Origin of the sequence: Flavobacterium sp. WC2430 (assembly GCF_040822075.1) — a bacterium.
Lineage (GTDB): Bacteria > Bacteroidota > Bacteroidia > Flavobacteriales > Flavobacteriaceae > Flavobacterium.
This window is the reverse complement of sequence record NZ_CP162007.1, coordinates 646,653-668,342: the sequence shown is the minus strand read 5'-3', so window position 1 is coordinate 668,342 and position 21,690 is coordinate 646,653. Positions and strand designations below refer to the sequence as shown.

Sequence of the window (21,690 nt, the reverse complement as noted above, 5' to 3'; positions counted from 1 at the left end):
AGTGTAAATAAAACACTTAAAAATGAAAAATATAATTTTCTTGTCTTTGTTGTTCGTTTCATTGACCTCTTTCGTACTGAAACCAACTGCTTATTATTTTGTCAATTCAGATAAAACAGTAAAAATCGAATTTAATCTAAATTCAGAAAATACGCCTTCTTATAAGGTCTTCTTTAAAGATAAGGTGGTTATCAATACATCGGAACTTGGCATTATTAGAGAAGATGCTAATTTTTATACGGGTTTAGAAATAGTGTCTGTTTCTAAGCCCACACCTATTCAATCTAGTTATACTATGTTGCAAGGGAAACGAAAACAAATCTCATACACCGCAAATCAATATACGGTGAGTTTGCAAAATAATAAAGGAGAAGCGATGGATATCATTTTCCAGCTATCAAGCGATGGAATTGCTTTTCGTTACCATTTTCCAGAAACGTCAAATGAGATTAAAAAAATTGTAGAGGAAAAAACCAGCTATAATTTTGATGCCACTACTAAAGCCTGGTTGCAACCCATGTCTAAAGCCAAGACGGGTTGGAAAGAAACCAATCCTTCCTATGAAGAGCATTATGCAATGGGTGTTCCTGTAAATACAAAACCTGAAATTGGCGAAGGCTGGGTGTACCCCGCTTTATTTCAATCTAATGCTACATGGGTTTTAGTTTCCGAAGTTGGTTTGCCAAGAAATTATTGTGGTAGCCGATTGGTTTATAATGATACCTCAAAAGCAATGCAGGTAACTTTTCCTCAAAAAGAAGAAGTTTTTCCTGACGGTGCTCTAAATCCACAATCTACCTTGCCATGGTTCACTCCTTGGAGAACACTAACAATTGGCTCCTTAAAAACAATTACCGAAAGTACGATGGGGACGGATCTTGCTGAGCCGTCTATACCCATGGATACTTCTTTTATAAAAAGTGGATTGTCTTCTTGGAGTTGGGTTTTGCTAAAAGATGATTCGGTGAACTTTGATACTACTTTACAATTTATAGATTACGCTTCGCAAATGCATTGGCCGTATTGTTTAATTGATGCCGACTGGGATACCAGAATTGGATTTGTTAAAATGAAAGAATTAGTGGCTTACGCCAAAGGGAAGAACGTAAAACTAATGGTTTGGTACAACTCATCTGGTTCTTGGAACAGTACCGATTATCATCCTAAAAGTTTGTTGTTGACGCATCGGGACAGGGAAAGTGAATTCACGAAACTGGCCGATATGGGAATTGCCGGTATCAAGGTTGATTTTTTTGGAGGTGATGGTCAATCTATGATTAATTATTATCACGATATGCTTACGGATGCTGCCACTCATCATCTGATGGTTAATTTTCATGGCGCTACGTTGCCTAGAGGATGGCAACGTACGTATCCCAATTTAGTTTCTACGGAGGCCGTTAAAGGATACGAATACATTACTTTCTTTCAAGATATTGCAGACTTAGCACCTTCCCATTGTAGCATGCTTCCTTTTGCTCGTAATGTTTTTGACCCCATGGATTTCACGCCGATGGTTTTGGATTCCATTCCTAATATAACTAGAAAAACAACTCCAGCATTCGAACTAGCATTGCCCGTTTTATTTTTATCAGGAGTGCAACATATTGCCGAAATTCCGGAAGGAATGGCCAAAATGCCAAAATATGTAGTCGATTATTTAAAAGATATCCCAACGAATTGGGACGACTCTAAATTCATTGATGGATACCCAGGGAAGTATGTTATAATGGCTCGAAAAAAAGATAACGTTTGGCATATTGTGGGGATTAACGGGGAGAATACAGCCAAGGAAATTGAAATTGATTTGTCTTTTGTGACCAATGTGAATGGTTTTATTATTAGCGAAAACGAAAAAGGATTTCAACAAAATCCAGTATCCAAAAAGACTAAACTCAAAATAACCATGAAACCAAATGGAGGATTTGTAGTCAAGATTTAGGTTCTTTTAATTAGTTTTAATTTGTGAAAAACCTCGAGAGTTTGTGCTTTCGAGGTTTTCTGTTTTTAGGAGCTATTTCCTGCTCTACACTATATCTTTCCTGCCAAAAAATGGCAGGAAAGGATGCCGCTTCGATCAGGGCTAGAAAAGGGTGCGTCATTTGAAATTTTAGATTAACTAGGTAGAATAGAACTTAGTTACAGGTTTTTTATCTTATATTGATAACTATCATAATTTAGTTTTGTTAACCAAATTAAATTACATAAAAAACCCCAGAAGTATCACTTCTGGGGTTACTAACTAGTTCCATATTTAAACCAAAACCACTTAACTTATTTATAGGTATAGAAAATTAATCTATAATAGTTAGTATTTCTATTTCAATTATTTTACTGAAAACTTAAACGTTGTTGTTGTTTTGTAATTTTCTCCAGGATTTAATACTGTAGTAGGAAAATCTTTTTGATTTGGAGAATCTGGATAATGTTGTGTTTCTAAACAAAAACCAGTTCTACGTGCATAAGTTCCTCCATTTCTCATTGGCAAAGTCCCGTCTAGGAAGTTACCTGAATAAAATTGAATACCAGGTTGATCTGTGAATACTTCAAGCAATCTTCCGCTTCCTGCATCATATGCCGAAGCTGCAAAACGCTCTCCTTTGTCTTGATTATTAAGTACCCAGCAATGGTCGTAACCCAATCCGTTTTTCAATTGTTCGTTTTTGGCTTCAATTTCAGCTCCAATCTTTTTAGGTTTTCTAAAATCGAATGAGGTATTAGTCACATCTGTCAATTGACCAGTAGGAATAAGTGTTGCTGCAACAGGAACTAATTTATCTGCATCAATCGTAATTTCATGATCTAAAATAGGTTTAGAAAAATCAGATGATAAATTAAAATAAGAATGGTTTGTTAAGTTTACCACGGTTTTCTTATCGGTTGTTGCCTCATAAAGAATGTCTAATGAATTGTCATTATTTAAGGTGTAGGTTACAAAAACAGTCAGGTTTCCTGGATAACCTTCTTCCATATCTTTACTTACATACTTCAATTTTAAAGCAGCGCTATCGCCTGATTTTGCTTCTTCGGCAGTCCAAATCACTCTATGAAAACCTTCTGGTCCACCATGTAATGCATTTGGTGCATTGTTAATAGCCAACGAATATTCTTTTCCGTCTAGGGTAAATTTACCTTTCGCAATTCGGTTTCCATATCGTCCAATAAGTGCTCCAAAATAAGGATTGTCTTTCATGTATTGGTCCAATGAATTGAAACCAATTACCACTTCTTCTGATTTTCCTTCTTTGTTAGGTACTTTCATAGAAGAGATAATACCTCCAAAAGTGATGATTTTTACTTCCATCCCTTTTTGATTAGTAAGCGTATATTGATCTACTTTTTCCCCTTTTGGTGTAGTTCCATATTCTGATTTTACTATAGATACGGAGTCTTTAGCTTTTGTGTCAACGGTAGTTTCTTCCATTTTTTTATCGCCTTTACATTGAACATTCATACAGGCCAAACTTACTATGGAAAATCCATAAATACAACGTTTTACTATATTCATAACTTTAGTTTTTTTTTGAAATTACATTCCATGTTGGAACAAATGATAATATGCTTCATTGGCATTTATTGTGTCTTTAAACTCACGGATTGTTGTTTTATCATCGATAACAAGCAATTCGATGCCTGCAATATCGGCAAAATCTTCCATAAATTCCGTAGTTACTGCTTGGCTATATACAGTATGGTGTGCTCCACCTGCAAGAATCCATGCTGTAGCCGCTATATCTAAGTTGGGTTTGCAATCCCATAACACACGCGCCACAGGAAGTTTAGGTAAATCAGCCATTGGTTTAACCGCAACAACTTCGTTTACAATTAATCTAAAACGAGTTCCCATATCTACTAAAGATACGTTGATTGCTTCACCAGCTGGAGAATTAAATACCAAACGTGCTGGATCTTCTTTTCCACCTATTCCTAATGGGTGTACTTCACATGAAGGTTTTCCATCAGCAATTGAAGGGCAAATTTCAAGCATATGTGATCCTAATACATACGATTTTTGAGGAGTAAAATGGTAGGTGTAATCTTCCATGAATGATGTACCGCCTTCTAAACCTACATTCATTACTTTTAAAACTCTAACCATTGCTGCTGTTTTCCAGTCTCCTTCCCCACCAAATCCATATCCATCCGCCATTAAACGTTGGGTTGCGATTCCTGGAAGTTGTTTCCATGCACCTAGATTTTCAAAGGTATCTGTGAATGCTCCAAACCCACCTTCTTCTAAGAATGCTCTTAATCCCAATTCGATTTTTGCCGCATCAACAAGTGATTGTCTTTGTGCGCCACCTTCTTTTAATGATGGAGTTAGATTATAAGAAGCTTCGTAAACAGCTAATAAATCGTTTAATTGTTGGCCTGTAATTTTTTCGATATGTTTAGTCACATCAGATGAATCATAACCATTTACTGAAACGCCAAAACGAATTTGAGCTTCTACTTTGTCTCCTTCGGTAACGGCAACTTCACGCATATTGTCACCAATACGAGCTACTTTTAAATTTTGTAATTCATCCCAACCCAAAGCTACTCTTGTCCAGTTCCCTATTTTTTTCTGAACACGTTCGTCTTCCCAGTGTCCTACAATTACCTTACGTTTTTTGCGCATTCTAGACATGATAAAACCAAACTCTCTGTCTCCATGAGCTGATTGATTTAAGTTCATAAAGTCCATGTCTATTGAACCCCAAGGAATTTCGGCGTTGTATTGTGTGTGTAAATGGCAGATAGGTTTTTTAAGAATACTTAAACCACCAATCCACATTTTAGCAGGAGAAAAAGTATGCATCCAAGCCACGATACCAATACAGTTTTTATTTGAATTGGCTTCTAAACACACATTTGTAATTTGAGAAGGGGATTTTACCACATCTTTGTAAACAATTTTCAAAGGAACAAGTGATGAAGCATCTAAACCTTTTGCAATGTGTTGTGAATGTTCTGCTACTTTTCGTAGTGTTTCTTCACCGTATAATTCTTGGCTTCCTACTACAAACCAAATTTCTTTCTGAGATATATCTATCATTTCTTTTTGTTTAATCGTTTAACTGTTTGTTTTTTTAACTGTTTATTTGTTGAATGGATTAAACGATTCAACAAATAAACGATTTGACTATTGTCCGTAATACGAATCTTTTCCGTGTTTGCGTTCGTAATGTTTCTTTATTAACGAATCTTTCAATCTTGGAGCATTAGGATTTATTAGTAATGTAAGATGGGCCATTTCGGCAACCACTTCCAATACTTTACTATTATATACTGCTTTTGCTGCGTTCTTGCCCCAGGCAAATGGGCCATGATTTCCTATTAAAATCATTTCTACTTCCTCATAAGAAAGATTTTTTTCTTTGAAACAATCCAAAATCTGAATTCCAGTATTGTGCTCATAATTTCCTTCGATAAGGGAGTCAGCCATAGGAGCCGCACAAGGAATATCAGAAGTTAAGTGATCTGCATGTGTAGTTCCAAAAATCGGAATGTCTCTTTGCGCTTGCGCCCAAGCCACAGAATAAGTAGCATGAGTGTGTGCTACACCACCTATGTTAGGCCAATTTTTATATAAACAGGCATGTGTTTTAGTATCCGATGACGGACGCATGTTTCCTTCAATGATATTATTGTCAAAATCAACGATAACAATATCCTCAGGTTTCAAATCTTCATAAGGAACGCCACTAGGTTTTATGGCAAAAACACCATTTTTTCTATCTACAGCACTAACATTTCCAAAAGTATATACTACTAAATTCAACGCATTTAGTTGCATGTTTGCTTCGTAGCATTCTTGTTTTAAATCGTTATACATAGAGCTCATCTTGTAATTTTTTAAGTGATGGATCTGCAAAAAAGCTCAGTTGTTCGTAACCCAAAAGCAATTTATTATAGGCAGCAACTTTATCTAATTGAGGAAAATATTCGCTTTCAAAATCACTTCCCATTTTTTTGCTGGCTTCAATTACGTTATCGTAAATTCCTGCTGCAACGGCTGCATATACAGCCGCTCCAAGTGCTGGTGCTTGATCTGATGCAGCTACTTTTATTGGTTTGTTCAATACATTGGCCAAAGTTTGCATGATAAAAGGCGATTTTCTAGCAACACCACCAATTCCGATAACAGTGTCGATTTTAACCCCTTCTTCTTCAAAACGATCTACAATCTTCTTTGATCCAAAACAAATTGCATTTACTAATGACTTAAATAAATGAGGTGCTTTAGTCCCTAATGATAAATTAGAAATGGCGCTTTTGATTTCTTGATTGGCATCTGGAGTTCTTCTTCCGTTGATCCAGTCTAATGCTATTGGAATACTTTCGGAAACAGGAATTTTCTCTGCTTCTTCTGTTAATTTTATAATTAGATTATCGCTAATTTCTTCTTGTAGTTTTTCTTTTTGTTCCGCAGTCAAAAGGGTAGAAGTAGCAATTAAATTATCGGTAGGCCATAGTAATAGTTCTTTGTACCAAGCTAATAAATCTCCAAATGCAGATTGACCTGCCTCAAGACCTACATAACCTGGAATTACTGAACCATGTACTTGACCACAAATTCCACGTACAGTTTTAGTTCCAACTGCTTCTTCTGAAGCTACTAAAATATCACAAGTTGAGGTTCCCATTACGCGAACCAAAGTGTTTTCTTCAATTTTTGCTCCTACCGCCCCAGAGTGTGCATCAAATGTTCCAACCGCAATTACTGTATCCGTTGTAAGTCCAAGTTTAGTGGCCCAGTCTTGGCTTAATTTTCCAGCTACAATATCTGATGTATACGTTTCATCATATAATCTTCCACGAAGAGCGGCTAGGTAAGGATGCAATTGCCCTAAGAATTCCTCAGGTGGCAATCCATTCCAGTCTTCATGCCACATTGCTTTATGTCCTGCAGCACAACGACTTCTTTTAAATGATTTTAAGTCTTTATTATCAATCAATAAATAGGTCATTAAATCACAATGTTCCATCCAAGTGTAAGTGGCATTTTTTACGGCTTCATCTTGTCGTGCAATGTGTAGAATTTTTGCCCAAAACCATTCTGATGAATAGATTCCTCCAACATATTTGGTAACGTTTTCTCCACCCCAGCTAGCTGATAATTCGTTGATTTCATTGGCTTCGTTTATTGAAGTATGATCTTTCCATAATACCATCATGGCATTCGGATTGTGTTCAAATCCTTTGGTCAAAGCTAGTGGTGTTCCATCTTCGGTAACGGGTACTGGAGATGATCCTGTAGTATCAATACAAATGCTTCGTATTAATGAAGGATCTACATTACTAGTTTGAACAACATATTTTATTGTAGCCTCTAGACCTTCGATATGATCTAGTGGATGTTGGCGAAATTGATTGATAGATGCATTGCAATATTCTTTGTTTTTCCAACGGGAATAATGACAAACATTAGATGCTATTTCTTGTCCGTTTTCTGTATCTATTAAGACTGCTCGAACAGAGTCTGTTCCGTAATCTAATCCAATAACATAATTTTTCATTCTAGATTCTTTAAATTGTAATGACAAATATAGTATAAATAAATTATAAGTGTATAAAAAACACTTAATTTAATTAAGGGTTCTAATTTTTATTAAAATGACATAAAAACTGTTGTTTATGAAAGTATTAGCTAATAAATGTATAATTCAATTTTATTTTGTTACGATTACTTCATTTTAATTTTTAAAACAGTAACAGAATAGGGTGGTAGACTTGTTATTGCTTTGTTATTTTTCACTTTAATTTCGCTTTCTATTGGGCTAATTTTTTTAGGATTGGCAAAAGAGTTCTCATCTTCTAAGTTTGCACTAGTAAGGGTAGTCAATGTTCCTTTAGACGATAATTTGTTTCCTTTTAAATCAATATTAACTTCTTGTGCTGAAGACGAAGTGTTGACTAATTTTACAATTACGTCTTTACTCACCACGTCTTTTACAGCAGAGGCAAACAAATGATTTTGTCCTGTCACTGCTTTTTCATCTTTGGTTATGTTGATTAAATCGGTTCCTCTATTGGTTGCAAATAATTTTTGAACATAATAATTAGCAGATCCGTAGGCTTCTAAATTATTGAACCAAAGTAAATCTGGTGTCCATTGCCAAGCTTCTTCGTGTGCCATTAATGGAGCATATGAAGTTAGGTTGACTACTTCGGCATTTCTTTCTAATCCAGTCATGAAAGCCGCTTCAGAAAAAGCACATTCCCAATTGTTTTTATTGTCAGGACTTGCAATAGCAACACTTTGTGCAGCATATTCACCTGCGAAAATCTTAGGTCCTTTTCGATCATAATTGTCGTAACGAGTAGCGTTTTCTCTAAACCATTGTGGGTTTTTATAATAATGCTCATCTACAATTTCGGCATTTAATTTCTTTAACTCTTCCATTCCGTAGTCAAAATAATCTCCTTCTGGAAATGGACCTGCACCTGAGACAATTGTCATATTTGGGTATTGGTCTTTAATCGCTTTTTCAAAAACTTTGTATCTAGCAATATAATCTGGTCCCCATTGTTCGTTACCTACACCAATGAATTTTAAATTAAATGGTTTTGGATGTCCCATATCTGAACGAACTTTACCCCAAGGAGTTTCAACACTACCATTGGCAAATTGGATCAAATCCAAAGCATCTTGAACATAAGGATCTAATTCTTCCATAGGAACTAACTCGCCCGTATTAAATTGACAAGCCATTCCACAACTTAAAATAGGTAAGGGTTGTGCTCCCAAATCTTCGGCAAGTTGGAAATATTCGAAAAATCCCAATCCGAAAGTTTGGAAATAATCGGGTGCTGGTTTGTGTTCAAATTCGGTATTCCAACGGTTAATTAATGTTTCTCTTTTCTCTACATCACCGACTGTTTTTTTCCATTGGTAGCGTTGTGCCAAAGTTCTACCTTCTACAATACAGCCTCCTGGGAATCTTAGAAATCCTGGTTTCATATCATAAAGTAACTGAACGATGTCTTTACGCATTCCGTTTTTTCGATGCATCCAAGTGTCTTCCGGGAATACCGAAATCATGTCTAAATCAATAGTACCTGCTCCTTCAAACGTAATTTTCAGTTGTGCTTTGGCTTCGGTTTGAGTAGCGGTTAATTGTGCTGAATATCCTTTCCAATCGTTTGATGTAGGAACAATGCTAGTTTCGCCTAATACTTTTTTGTCTTTATCAATAAATTGGATTATGATTTTTTTAATAGCACCATTGTGATTGGCTGCTTTTAAAGAAAGGTTGTATTTTGCATCCTTCTTAATCCCCATTCCTCTGAATCCAACATTGATCATTTCAAATCCTTTGTCATTTTTCACAAGAACTCTACAAAAACTAGGGTTTGTTTTATTTTCTAATGCTTTAATAGTGGTTGCAATTCCTGATTCGTTATTGAACGAATGAGTGTCACTGTTGGGTTGTTCCCATCCCATAAGTGGCGTGTCGAATTCAAATGAACGGTTTTTGATCATTTCGGCATAAAGACCTCCATCGGCAGCAAAGTTGATGTCTTCAAAAAACACACCGTACATTGTAGGTTGAATTTTAGTAACAGTATTTGTGGTGTTCACTTCAAGCGTCGTCTTTTGGGCTTGACCATAAAAGCCGTTAAGTAAAAGCCCGCATAGCGTAATTTTGGTAATTAAATTTGGTTTCATTTTTACATTTGTTTAAGGTTTAAAGTTTAAAGTTGTGGGTTAATTTAAACTTTAATGATTTGTTTATTTTCTCTATGGATATTGCTTTATTCTTTATAATCAATCCAAACTTTCATTTTACCAACGCCTCTATTAGACCAGGAATAATAAGGAATGGCTTTTAATTTTTTATTTTGAATCGTATTCACCCCATCTAGAAGGTTATTTTCTTTTTGAACTTTGAAGCTGTCATTGGCATCGACAGTAATTTTATCGAATGCCGTTGCATTGTCAATTTCTTCAATCGCATACACTATTGGACCATATTCTAATGCTACTTTTCCAATATTACTTTCTACTTTACTATTAGTCACTACCTCCTTTACTTCCATAGGAAAATTAAGGGTTATTTTATCGCCTTTTTTCCATTTACGAGTAATGGTAATATATCCTTTATCTACTTGGTAATTTATTGGTTTTCCGTTTATAGAAACGGTTGTTTTTGCAGATGAAACATTTTTATAACTGTATAAATCTCCAGGTAATACTTGGTTAGTTGCCCAACCTGGTATTCTTAATTTTATAGTGAATTCACTTTCTTTTTTTGGTGAAACAGTAACTGCAACTTTACCATCCCAAGGATAATTGGTTTGTTGAGCAATCTCTAATTCAGTTTTATCTAATGTGATTTTTGCATTATTCGAAGCATATAAGTTCACATACAGTACCTCTTTGCTTGTCGAATAAATTAATCCCGGAATTGAAGGAATAAAACGAATTAAATTTGTTGGGCAACAAGAACAATCAAACCATGATTGACGAGTGCAAGAGCCTCTGTTGTTTTTATAAACCCCATCTGATTCTAGTGCATTAGGATAGAAAAATTGTTTTCCGTCTAATGAAATTCCAGAAATTAAGCCATTATACAAAGTGCGTTCAATAACATTATAATAATCAGAACTTCCAGTTAGATTGTGTAATCTATGGTTCCAGTACACATCACCAATAGCAGCACAAGTTTCATTATAAGCCGTAAGGTTCGGTAATTCATAGTTTGCACCAAAAGCTTCTCCGTCATGTATGGCACCAATTCCACCAGTGATGTACATTTTTTTGTTGACCATGTTTGTCCACAAAGCATTCACTGCATTAAGGTATTCTTTGTCATTCTCGATCGCAGCAATATCGGTCATTCCAGCATACATATAAACGGCTCTTACAGCATGACCCACTGCTTCCTTTTGTTGGATTACAGGGATATCATCTTGGGAGTAGGCTCCATATAAAGCATGATTTTTTGGGTTGCCTCTATTATCTAAAAAGTATTTAGCCAAATTTAAATAAGCTTTGTTTTTTGTAATTTGATATAGTTTCACCAATCCTGTTTCTACAATTTGATGTCCCGGAACTCCGTGAACTTGATTGGCATTATCACCAAAAGTTTTAACCAATAAGTCGGCATTTTTTATCGCAATATCTAGGAAGTTTCTTTTTCCAGTCGCTTCATAATGTACTACTGCAGCTTCAAACATATGGCCCGAATTATATAATTCATGACTGATTTGTAACGATTCCCAACGCTTTCCCTCTATAACAGGAACCCAAGTTGCTGGTGGTTTCGCTGGATTTATTGTTCTCCAAGTGGTTAAATAACCATCTTTTTCTTGACCTACTTTTATAATACTAATAAGGGAATCTAATAATATACTTAGTTTTGGGTTGGGTTCACTAATCAAGGTGTTTGATGCTCCTTCGATAATTTTGTAGACATCGGTATCGTCAAAAGGCATTTGACCTTTTACCTCTCCTTTCATTATACCACCTGCGATCAAAAAGTTATCCATGCGACCTTCTTCCTCACATTTTTGAATCGCATACTCAATTGTTTTTTCTTGAACCTTTTTTATAATGGGTAACCAAAAATTATCAGTAAGTTTTACATTTTGAATATTGACAGGCGTAATTGAATAACCTAAAGTTGAAGCAGTTGTTTTTTTGATTGGTTGTTGTGCCTGTCCAGAAATGGTCATTGCCAAACTGGCGACTACTATTATTGTTTTTTTGAATGTCATTTTAACTGCTATTTATTTTATTAATTAAGTGGAGCCACAATTGGCCAAAGTGCATTGTCCCACTGCATTTGTTTTATTTTTAAGACAGGTCTTCCTTTTTGTTTGACATCATAGGCGTGAAAAATGATATAATCTTTTCCATCCATTGTATAAGCGCCGTTGTGTCCTGCACCATAATAGTTTTCATTGCCTTGGATAAGTAGCGTTCCTCCGCCTTCGTTTAATGCTTTTCCCTCTTTATCTAGATAGGGTCCAGTTATGTTCTTAGATCTTCCTACCACTACTTTGTAGGTGCTTTTTTCTCCTCGACAGCACAAATCCCAAGAAAGAAATTGGTAATAATACCCGTTCTTTTTGAAAATAAAAGGAGCTTCAAGTGCGCCATCGCCAGGATCAGTGTCAGCTAGTTCAAAGGTTCTTTTACGTTTTGCAATGGTGTACCATTCTTGAGGTTGAGTAATGGTTTTTAAATCAGGATTTAATTTTACCATTTTCAAGCCATTCCAAAAGGAACCAAAAGCCAACCATGGAACATTGTTTTCATCAAATGTTAAATTGGGATCGATGGCGTTCCACAAATCACGATTTGAGATGGATTGAATCACAATTCCTTGATCGACCCATTTGTAAGCAGGGTCTTTTGGATCCAAAGTAGTATTAGTTGTTACCGCAATTGCCGAAGTATTTTTTGCGAAAGCAGAAACCGAATAATACAAGTAATAAGTATTGTTGTGGAAAGAAATATCTGGTGCCCAGATGTGATTGTTAAAATCAGGTACAACTGCATCCACCCAGGTTGGTTTTTCATTAAATATTGCTGGTTCTGGTTTCCATTTTTTTAAATCTTTAGAACTAAAAACACTGATACCTTGTCCTGTACAGTAGATATAGTAAGTATCTTTTTGTTTAATCATCACTGGATCATGAACCGTAATATCTTGTGCCCATGATGAACTAGTAACGATTATTAGTAAAAGTAAGAATTGTATTTTTTTATGTATTTTCATTATACTTATTTTATTTTTGAATTCCTTCTGAAGTCATAATTACTCGTTTCATTGTGCCATCTTCGTTGTAATACAATCGATCGATGCAAACGGATCTTCTAAAACTTCCGCCGTCTGGCTGAGTAGCTCCATTGTGATAGATGAAATAGTCTTTTCCCTTAAATTCAATTATAGCTTGGTGATTGGTATTTGAATTTCCAGCGATTTCATTCAAAATGCCTTTGTATTCCCATGGACCATTGATTGATTTACTCATTGCATAAGCTATCTTTTCGGGAAATTGATAGGCATAAGATAAATAATACCAGTCTTTTTTCTTGTGAATCCAAGGCGCCTCAGTGTAATTTGGTAAGGAGATGGTTTTAATTGGGCCATCTAATTCGAGCATGTTTTCTTTTAATTTAGCATAATGACAAACTGAGTTTCCCCAAAATAAATAGGCTTGGCCATCATCATCAATCATAACCGTTGGATCAATATCATCCCAATCAATCTTGGTTTGTGTGGTCATGTCATTAGTAACAAGAGCTTTTCCTAATGCATCTTTAAAAGGCCCTAATGGACTATCCGAAACTGCAACTCCAATGGCTTTCCCGTTGATGGCTCCATGAGAAACAGTAACATACCAATAAAATTTACCGTTGCGTTCAATAACTTGTGCTGCCCAAGCATCAGAGCTTGCCCAAGCAAAATCAGTTACTTTAAGAGGTACTGGATGTTCCTCCCAATGAATCATATCGGATGAGGAATAAACCAGCCATTCGTTCATTTTATAAAAATTGAAATCATTTGGTGCTTCATCATGGCCAGCGTACAAGTACACTTTGTCTTTGTAAACAAGCGCAGCTGGATCACCAGTATACTTTCCTTTTATGATTGGATTGTTAAAGGTTGTTGTACCACTGTTTATTTCTCCATTTGCGGAAGCGTTATTTTCATCTGTTTTTATTGCTTTACAAGAGGAGAATAGTACAACAGTACATAGGATTAAAAATATATTTTTCATTTTATGTTTTATTTTTATTCAATCTTATAATATGAAGGAATAAATTAGTTTGTTTTTTTACCCCAAACAGGTAATCCTGCTGTCGTAAGTCCGGAGTAAGTTATTGTTACTTTACGGGTAGCACTTTCCCAATCCCAAGCATCACTAACTTTACATTTTATTCCGTTTACGGTAAGTACTGCGTTTGTGCTGTCATAAGACCAAGTTCCGGTAAGTCCACCGCTCACTTTTTTATCGGCTGTTAAGTATATAGTAACCGATTTTTGAATGACTTTGTATTGGTAATTCATTGTGATTTGTTCCCATTGACCTATAAAAGAGCTTTCGGTTAATGTAGTTTTTGGTACTGCAGCATAGCGCTCAGGTGCTATTACTGGCCATCCATCTTCCGACCACTGAATTTCTCGTACATGTCCCATCATTATTGCATTTGAAACATTAATTCCAGGAACACCTTCTGGTAAACGCGCTTGTGAGGCATAAAACCATTGTTTTGTATCTGGGTTTTGGAAAATGGCGCAATGTGAAATTCCAACCCAGCCCGTATGATTGTTAAAACCGTAAGGATGTGTTAGCATCGGCCAACAATCGGCTCCGTTTGTAACATTGGCTCCGTTTATTCCTAGATAAGGACCTGTGATGTTTTTTGATCGAGCGACACGAGTATTGTACGGTACATCTAGTCCGTCATACGCCATAAATAAATAATAATATTGGGTGTCTGTATTGTATATAATTTCTGGTCCTTCGGAACCTTGCCAACGACTAGTTGCACTACGACTAGCGATACGGGTTCCATAATCGCTTAAAGTTTTTAATTGGTATGGCTTCCCTGTTGTTGGGTCTAATTTTAAGGCAGCAATACCCGAATGCCATGAACCATAAATTAAATACTGTTCTCCTGCAGGAGTTTCAATAAAACTTGGGTCAATTGCATTGAACTTGAAATAGGCATCTTCCCAATTTCTAGCACCCGTAAAGGAATACGGTTTTAACCCGTCTGGTTCTGAGCATACTACCATCCCTTTATCTACCCAAACATTCGAAGCCAAATCATCGGTTTCAGCCAGTCCAATAAATGCTCTTTCACTCCATGAGTAGGTAAAATCAGAACCAATTATTGGATTATCAACTACTATGCTATAGTACATACGATACTTGTTACCTACTTTTCTCACACAAGGTGCCCAAAAACCGTAGTTAGGACTTGTAATTGGAGGCAAAACTGGATTCATTCTAGCTCTTTTGTTATTTACAGAATCCAAAACCCAAGTAGGAGCAGTAGTCATCGAAGACCCCATGAATTCCCAATTGACAAGATCTTTAGATCTTCTATAAAAAAAATGACCGTGTCCATCAGTAGCGTTTCCATAGGATGCATCCGTTTGATACATATAGTAATAATCGCCACATTTCTCTACTGTAGGGTCGTGAACATTGGCTAAATTCCATTGTGAATTAGTTCCCCAAGCGGCTATAGACGTATAATTATCTGCATAGCTTGGTCCTGGAAAGGTAACTGGAGTGGGAGTGGGAGTTGGTGTAGGAGTTGGATCTGGAGTAGGGGCATCACTACTTGAGCAACTACTGGTAGAAGCCACAACCAGCAACAGTACTAGTGATGGGACTAATTTTAAAATAGAATTAAATTTTTTCATTGTATCCTTTTTTATTTACTTTCTAACATTATTACAGAAAAAGGAGGGACCACAATAGTTAACTTTCCTTTTTTTACGTCAAATCCTTTGTAAACTACTGGTTGTATTTTGTTTGGATTATCAAAAGAATTGTAATCCTGCAATTTTGATGATGATAATATGTTTCCAGAAACTGCTTTGATTCCAAGTTCATTTAAATCAATTTCTATTTTATGATCTTTCTTAGTGTCTACGTTTACCAATGAAATATGAACTAATCCGTTTTTATCTTTTGAAGCCGAAGCCGATAAAGCAGGAAGCGATTCGCCATTATAGGTATACAGTGGAGAATTTAAAGTTATTGGTAATAGTTTTGCATCTTGATGTACACTGTACATTTGCATCACATGATAGGTTGGTGTTAAAATCATTTTGGCTTTATCTGTAAGGATAACAGCTTGTAAAACATTTACACATTGTGCTAGGTTTGCCATTCGAACACGATCCGCATGGTTGTTGAAAATATTAAGAGTAGCTCCTGCTAGAACCGCATCTCTCATAGTATTTTGTTGGTATAAAAATCCAGGATTAGTTCCTTTTTCCACATCGTACCAACCGCCCCATTCATCTACAACCAAAGCAATTTTTTTCTCTGGATCATATTTATCCATGATAGCCCCATGTTTAACGATCAATTCATCCATTTTTATGGCTTCTTTCATTGTTGTGAAATATTGCCCTTCGGTAAAATCAACTGCATCTCCTTTTTTATTCCATTCAATCACTGAGTAATGATGCATTGCTACACCACCCAACATGTTTGCTGGGATATTTTTCATCAAAGTTTCAGTCCAGTTATAGTCGGCATCACTTGCACCAGATGCTATACGCATCAAGCCACCAGTGTTTTCCCAATCAGACATGAAAGTGGCATATTTACGGTATTCGCCAGCATAATAATCAGGTGTCATATTGCCACCGCAACCCCAAGCTTCATTACCAATTCCCCAAATTTTTACTTTCCAAGGTTCTATTCGACCATTTTTTTTACGCAAATCACTCATTGGGCTTTTACCTCCAAAGTTGGCATATTGTACCCAGTCTGAAAGTTCTTGCACAGTTCCGCTTCCTACATTTCCGGATAAGTAAGGTTCTGCTCCTAGTAATTCACATAGGTTTAAAAAATCATGTGTTCCAAAACTATTGTCTTCTGTCGTTCCTCCCCACCATTTGTTTACCATTGTTGGTCTTTCTTCTTTTGGTCCAATACCATCTTTCCAGTGGTAAGTATCCGCAAAACAACCACCTGGCCATCTTAAATTAGGGATTTTTAATTTTTTTAGTGCTTCAACAATGTCATTTCGTACTCCATTTGTATTTGGAATTTTGGATGTGTCACCCACAAAAAAACCTCCGTAGATAGAACGTCCTAAATGCTCGGCAAAATGGCCGTAGATGTTTTTGTTGATAGTAGGTGCACTTTCATTACTTTTTATAGTAAGCACGGTAGTCTCTTTTTGAGAAAAAATACTTTGGTTACAAAAAATAAAAACTAATAATAATAACGCTTTTTTCATATTTTATTTAAGTAATAATATCACATGGTAAACTTTTTTAAGGCCTAGCATGTGATATTAACATTTTTAATTAATTCAATCAAATTGTATTAATACCCATCATTTTGAACGGTACCAGGATTGTTATCCATTTCTAATTGTGGTATTGGGAAATATTCTCTTCCTGATGCGTAAGAATTAAATTCAACATCTCTTGATTTTAACCAAGCAAGCTTTACGGGATCTTGCAACCAACCCCAACGACGAATATCATCAAAACGGTGTCCTTCAAGAGGGAACTCTAAGAATCTTTCGTGACCTATTTGGTCTCTCATACCTGCTTGTGACAATCCGGGTTTTGCTGTAGCCAAATTAGGTAATCCAGCTCTAGTTCTAACCATTTGAATATAAGTATAAGCACCTGGGGTATCGCCAGTCTCGTTTAAAGTTTCAGCATACATTAACAAGATATCAGCATAACGTAACAAACGCTCGTTGATTCCTGAACGCCAGTCGTATTCATTAGCATAGTTTCCATCTGAATTTTCATATTTTCTACAAAACAAATCATTCAAATCTCCAGGGTTTGCTGCATAAAAAGTGGCGAAATCTTGTCCGTACAATTGCATTCCACCAGGTTTGTTATAGAACATTGTAGCATCCAATCGAGGGTCAACTGCACCAGAAGTAGTCTTTTCATCATGAAATTCATCAAACAATGCTCTTGTTGGTTGTACATCTGTCCATCCAAAAGCTCTTGGTCCATAAGTAATTGCTCTAGCTGATGTTTTTCCCCATCCAGAAGCTGGAGCACCACCCCAACCTAAGTCAACTCCACCTGCATTTCTACTGAATTGTACTTCAAATAATGACTCCGAATTATTTTCATTACTGTCTGTAAAATTATCACGGTAGTTAGAGACTAACGAATAAACGCCTAAATCGATTACTTGTTTAAATGCAATTTTAGCATTGGCAAAATCTTTAGTAAACAAGTAGGCTTTTCCTAAATATCCTAAAGCAGCTCCTTTTGTAGCACGTCCTTTTTGACCTGCATCTAATCCTGCAACATTATCATAAGTTGTTGGTAACAAATCTGCAGCTGCTTTAAAGTCGGCAATTACTTGTGCCCATCCATCTTGTTGCGTTTTTTGTGGATAATAAACAGCAATGTCTGTAGGTAATGGTACGTTTTTAAACATGTTTACGGCATGAAACAAATACAATCCTCTTAAGAAATAGGCTTGACCTAAAATTCTGTTTTTAAGTCCTGCATCTGCCATTTCAATAGCTGGAACATTCGTAAGTACTTGATTCGCACGATAAATACCTTGGTAATACGTTTCGTAAGCCCAACCATAAATTGCTGAATTTGATACATTAGAGTTGAAACGCCCAACATTGTACATGGCATCCCAAGGACTGTTACTTCTTGTGTCATCTCCTTTTAAGTCTAATAATAAAGGAGTACTTCTCATGTACGTTCCATCAGTTAACAAACTACCATAAGCAGCATTTACACCTTGGATAGCATCCTGATCCGTTTTCCAGAAAGAATCTACCGCATTGTTGTTCGGGTCAACTTGAATTAAATCTCCATCATTTACACAGCTCGTTGTTACGACTGCTATTGAGAAGAAAACAGTTAGATAATTAAATATTTTATATTTCATTTTGATTCGTTTTAAATTGTTTGGTTATTTTTAAAAATTCACTTCAAGTCCTAAAGAAAAAGTTCTAGGATTTGGGAATGAACCACCATCATATCCTCTTGAGAACAAACCATCATTGCTATTAAAATCGGGGTCATATCCTCTGTATTTGCTGATTATTAATAAATTTTGACCGTTTACAAATAATTTTGCTTTTTGAATAAAACTTATGTTTTTTAGTGGAATGTCGTAACCAATTTGCATTGTTTGCAATTTTATGTAGTCTCCTTTTTCGATGAAACGATTAGAGTCTCTTGTGTTTGCATTTGGGTCACCAATAATTGGACGAGGAACGTTAGTATTCGTATTTGTAGGTGTCCAGTAATTTAGTTCATCTATACTATGATTGCTATATTGTCCGGCCATTAAATTGCGGTACATTCCATCAAATACTTTGTTTCCACCGCTTCCTTGCCAAAACATAGAGAAGTCCCAGTTCTTATATGAACTACTAAAGTTAAAACCATAACTGTATTTAGGAATTGTAGTTCCTTGGTAGGTTCTGTCAAGATCAGTAATCATTCCGTCTCCGTTGATATCTTTGAATTTTACATCTCCAACTCCTGCATTAGTTTGGGTTGGTGATGCAGCCAGATCTGCAGCATTTTGAAAAATTCCAGCAGTTTCGTATGCGTAAATTTCACCTATTGATCTACCTACTTCTGTTTTTGAAGCAGCACCGTAAATTGGGTTTCCATCGAGACCTATTTGTAATACTTTGTTATTCAAAGTACCTAAGTTAGCTGAGATACTATATTTGAAAGCATTATGATCATTATTATAGGTAGCTGAAAATTCTAAACCATTGTTTCTAACTGCACCTGCATTTGTTGTTACACTTGCAGGAAAAGCACCAGTTGAAAACGGTAATGGCACTCCAATTAAAAGGTCGGTTGATTTTTTAACATAATATTCAGCTGTAAATTGTAGGTCATTATTAAGTAATCCTAATTCAAGAGCGACGTTCGTAGTTCTTGTTTCTTCCCAGTGCACATTTGGATCTAAAGCACTTACTACTGTTGTTCCTGGTGCCAATGCGTTATTAAAATCATAACCAGCAAAACTATTGGTAGTAGTTGCGAAAAAGTAAGTTGGGATTGTGTTGTTACCTAATATACCGTAACCTCCTCTTAATTTAATATTGCTTACCCATTCTGGCAAGTGAATGAATTTTTCATTACTGATTTTCCATGCTCCTGAGAAAGAGTAAAAATTACCTTTATTGTATTTTTGACTAAAAAGAGAAGTTTTGTCTTGTCTAAAGTTAGCTTGCAACAAGTAACGGTCATCATACGCATAATTTAATCTGCTTAAATACGATACACCAGTAATTGTGTTTTCATATTCTCCAGCACTAGTGTTATCAGCATATTCTAAATGGCTAATTTCTCCGGGAGTATATCCAACTCCTCTTGACCAGTGATTGTAGTTATCACTACGTTCTTGTACCCAACCTACTAAAGCATCAAATTTATGTTTGCCAATTTCTTTTTCGTAAGTAATTAAGTTGTTTAAGAAAGTTCTTGATTGACTTCCTGTAGAAACATCTAATGAAGCTTCATCATTTGTAGTAAGATAGTACCATCCTAAATCACTTGGCGGGATGAATTTTCTATTTTGCCAATCCAGTCTGTCAAAACTAGCGTCAATTTTATATTTTAAACCTTTAACGATTTCATATTCTCCCCAAATATCTCCAATAAAACGATTTCTTTTTCCAGTATTAGTTATCAAGTTGTTGTAACCAATAACGTTCATAGAAATAGCTCTTTGTGTTAAGTTTGTTGTTCCACCGTAACCACCTAAACGGTTCGCATCATAAACAGGCATTGTAGGAATAGCACCTAATAAATCACTAATTGGAGATTCACCAGCGTTGTACTCGTTAAAATTTTCTTTACCTGATTGTGTAAATCCTAATTTTGAACCGTATTTAAATTTTCCTTTTTTACCAGTTAAATTCAAAGTAGTAGATACTCTTTTATAATCTTGTGGGGAATCGATATAGCTACTATTTTTAAAATAGTCCACATTCATATTATACCCTAAACTTTCGGCACCACCACTAAAAGTAAGAGAATGGTTTTCTATAATTCCAGTTTTAAAAGCTGCATTTTGCCAGTTTGTATCTACATTGTTGATGTAATAAGGGCTACTAGGATCATTACCTGGAGCAATAGTTAATCCAGCATTAACCTCTGCAGCACTAGTAATATTTTGATATCCTACTCTATCAGTAAGGTCCCATTTTTTGGCTACGTTTTGAAAACCAACAAGTGATTTGTATTTAATGTCAAATTTACCTGCTTTTCCTTTTTTAGTAGTAATAATGATTACTCCATTTGCACCACGAACCCCATATATTGCAGCAGAAGAAGCGTCTTTTAAAACTTGCATAGATTCAATTTCACCAGTTGCAAAGTCATAAGGACTGTCTACAATCATACCATCAATTACAAAAAGAGGATTGTTGTTACTAAAAGAGTTAATACCTCTAATTTTAATGTTAACGAATCCACCTGGTTCTCCTGAGGTTTGCATGGTAACTCCAGCTACTTGACCTTGAAGCATTTTTGCAGCATCATAAGTTACTGTTTTCTTTGCGTTGTCCATGTTTACCACACTAACTGATCCTGTAAGGTCTGATTTTTTTTGAGTACCATACCCAATAACAACTACTTCATCCAATTTATTTAAATTGTCACTTAATGCGATGTTTAGTTGAGTTTTGTTACCAATGATCATTTCTTGATTTGAATATCCTAAATAGGAAAAAACAAGAATATCTTTTGGTGATGCTTTTATTGAATATTCCCCATCTAGTCCTGTAACAGTAACGGTATTGGTTCCTTTTACTAAAACATTGACTCCTGGTATTGGCATTTCATCTTTTGCCGATTTGACAACCCCTTTTATAGTCTTATCTTCTTGGGCAGAAAGAGTATAAGAAGAAAATAACATAACTATTATTACTAATAGCCATTCTTTTCTCGGCAATACAAAATTGCAATAGAAAAATAATCGTTGGTTTGTTTTCATTCTAATTTGTTTTGGTTATTTATAAGT

The 21,690-nt window shown here is 35.6% G+C and carries 13 protein-coding genes; 1 reads left to right on the top strand and 12 read right to left on the bottom strand.

Features of this window, described 5'->3' with window-relative positions; all coding sequences use genetic code 11:
• The first annotated feature begins 22 nt into the window (after positions 1 to 22).
• Complete coding sequence (locus AB3G36_RS02865; RefSeq protein ID WP_367755810.1) at positions 23 to 1,942, top strand: glycoside hydrolase family 97 catalytic domain-containing protein; 1,920 nt, start codon at positions 23 to 25, stop codon at positions 1,940 to 1,942.
• 384 nt (positions 1,943 to 2,326) lie between these two features.
• Here AB3G36_RS02865 and AB3G36_RS02860 read toward each other — a convergent pair whose 3' ends face one another.
• The 12 genes from AB3G36_RS02860 to AB3G36_RS02805 all read right to left on the bottom strand — a co-directional run bounded on the left by AB3G36_RS02860 (position 2,327) and on the right by AB3G36_RS02805 (position 21,663).
• Positions 2,327 to 3,508 (bottom strand): aldose epimerase family protein, encoded by a 1,182-nt coding sequence (locus AB3G36_RS02860; protein ID WP_367755808.1) that lies wholly within the window; start codon positions 3,506 to 3,508, stop codon positions 2,327 to 2,329.
• A gap of 21 nt (positions 3,509 to 3,529) precedes the next feature.
• The gene (gene araA, locus AB3G36_RS02855) at positions 3,530 to 5,038 is read right to left on the bottom strand and encodes an L-arabinose isomerase (RefSeq protein ID WP_367755806.1); all 1,509 of its coding nucleotides are present in this window, start codon (positions 5,036 to 5,038) and stop codon (positions 3,530 to 3,532) included.
• 87 nt (positions 5,039 to 5,125) lie between these two features.
• Positions 5,126 to 5,827: an L-ribulose-5-phosphate 4-epimerase gene (locus tag AB3G36_RS02850; protein ID WP_367755804.1), complete on the bottom strand. Its 702-nt coding sequence runs from the start codon at positions 5,825 to 5,827 to the stop codon at positions 5,126 to 5,128.
• Complete coding sequence (locus tag AB3G36_RS02845) at positions 5,811 to 7,502, bottom strand: ribulokinase (RefSeq protein ID WP_367755802.1); 1,692 nt, start codon at positions 7,500 to 7,502, stop codon at positions 5,811 to 5,813. Before AB3G36_RS02845 ends, AB3G36_RS02850 begins: the two co-directional genes overlap by 17 nt.
• Before the next feature lie 167 nt (positions 7,503 to 7,669).
• Positions 7,670 to 9,655, bottom strand: coding sequence for an alpha-L-arabinofuranosidase C-terminal domain-containing protein (locus tag AB3G36_RS02840; protein ID WP_367755800.1), 1,986 nt, complete (start codon positions 9,653 to 9,655; stop codon positions 7,670 to 7,672).
• Positions 9,656 to 9,741: 86 nt separating this feature from the next.
• Positions 9,742 to 11,706: a glycoside hydrolase family 127 protein gene (locus AB3G36_RS02835; protein WP_367755798.1), complete on the bottom strand. Its 1,965-nt coding sequence runs from the start codon at positions 11,704 to 11,706 to the stop codon at positions 9,742 to 9,744.
• Between the two features lie 20 nt (positions 11,707 to 11,726).
• Positions 11,727 to 12,713: an arabinan endo-1,5-alpha-L-arabinosidase gene (locus tag AB3G36_RS02830; RefSeq protein ID WP_367755796.1), complete on the bottom strand. Its 987-nt coding sequence runs from the start codon at positions 12,711 to 12,713 to the stop codon at positions 11,727 to 11,729.
• Between the two features lie 10 nt (positions 12,714 to 12,723).
• A complete protein-coding gene (locus AB3G36_RS02825) occupies positions 12,724 to 13,719 on the bottom strand; it encodes a glycoside hydrolase family 43 protein (protein WP_367755794.1) in 996 nt (331 codons plus the stop codon).
• A 44-nt stretch (positions 13,720 to 13,763) separates the two neighbouring features.
• Positions 13,764 to 15,377, bottom strand: a complete 1,614-nt coding sequence (locus AB3G36_RS02820; RefSeq protein ID WP_367755792.1) for an arabinan endo-1,5-alpha-L-arabinosidase — start codon at positions 15,375 to 15,377, stop codon at positions 13,764 to 13,766.
• Between the two features lie 11 nt (positions 15,378 to 15,388).
• The gene (locus AB3G36_RS02815; protein ID WP_367755791.1) at positions 15,389 to 16,933 is read right to left on the bottom strand and encodes an alpha-N-arabinofuranosidase; all 1,545 of its coding nucleotides are present in this window, start codon (positions 16,931 to 16,933) and stop codon (positions 15,389 to 15,391) included.
• Positions 16,934 to 17,022: 89 nt separating this feature from the next.
• Positions 17,023 to 18,585 carry a RagB/SusD family nutrient uptake outer membrane protein gene (locus tag AB3G36_RS02810; RefSeq protein WP_367755790.1) on the bottom strand — a complete coding sequence of 521 codons (1,563 nt, stop codon included), beginning with the start codon at positions 18,583 to 18,585 and terminating at the stop codon, positions 17,023 to 17,025.
• Positions 18,586 to 18,615: 30 nt separating this feature from the next.
• Positions 18,616 to 21,663, bottom strand: a complete 3,048-nt coding sequence (locus AB3G36_RS02805) for a SusC/RagA family TonB-linked outer membrane protein (RefSeq protein ID WP_367755789.1) — start codon at positions 21,661 to 21,663, stop codon at positions 18,616 to 18,618.
• Between the last annotated feature and the right edge of the window lie 27 nt (positions 21,664 to 21,690).

Bases quoted from the DNA above. Each gene is read 5' to 3' on its own strand.
- AB3G36_RS02840 (WP_367755800.1), bottom strand. From the start codon at position 9,655: ATGAAACCAAATTTAATTACCAAAATTACGCTATGCGGGCTTTTACTT.
- AB3G36_RS02860 (WP_367755808.1), bottom strand. From the start codon at position 3,508: ATGAATATAGTAAAACGTTGTATTTATGGATTTTCCATAGTAAGTTTG.
- araA (WP_367755806.1), bottom strand. From the start codon at position 5,038: ATGATAGATATATCTCAGAAAGAAATTTGGTTTGTAGTAGGAAGCCAA.
- AB3G36_RS02845 (WP_367755802.1), bottom strand. From the start codon at position 7,502: ATGAAAAATTATGTTATTGGATTAGATTACGGAACAGACTCTGTTCGA.
- AB3G36_RS02825 (WP_367755794.1), bottom strand. From the start codon at position 13,719: ATGAAAAATATATTTTTAATCCTATGTACTGTTGTACTATTCTCCTCT.
- AB3G36_RS02865 (WP_367755810.1), top strand. From the start codon at position 23: ATGAAAAATATAATTTTCTTGTCTTTGTTGTTCGTTTCATTGACCTCT.
- AB3G36_RS02810 (WP_367755790.1), bottom strand. From the start codon at position 18,585: ATGAAATATAAAATATTTAATTATCTAACTGTTTTCTTCTCAATAGCA.
- AB3G36_RS02835 (WP_367755798.1), bottom strand. From the start codon at position 11,706: ATGACATTCAAAAAAACAATAATAGTAGTCGCCAGTTTGGCAATGACC.
- AB3G36_RS02850 (WP_367755804.1), bottom strand. From the start codon at position 5,827: ATGAGCTCTATGTATAACGATTTAAAACAAGAATGCTACGAAGCAAAC.
- AB3G36_RS02820 (WP_367755792.1), bottom strand. From the start codon at position 15,377: ATGAAAAAATTTAATTCTATTTTAAAATTAGTCCCATCACTAGTACTG.
- AB3G36_RS02805 (WP_367755789.1), bottom strand. From the start codon at position 21,663: ATGAAAACAAACCAACGATTATTTTTCTATTGCAATTTTGTATTGCCG.
- AB3G36_RS02830 (WP_367755796.1), bottom strand. From the start codon at position 12,713: ATGAAAATACATAAAAAAATACAATTCTTACTTTTACTAATAATCGTT.
- AB3G36_RS02815 (WP_367755791.1), bottom strand. From the start codon at position 16,933: ATGAAAAAAGCGTTATTATTATTAGTTTTTATTTTTTGTAACCAAAGT.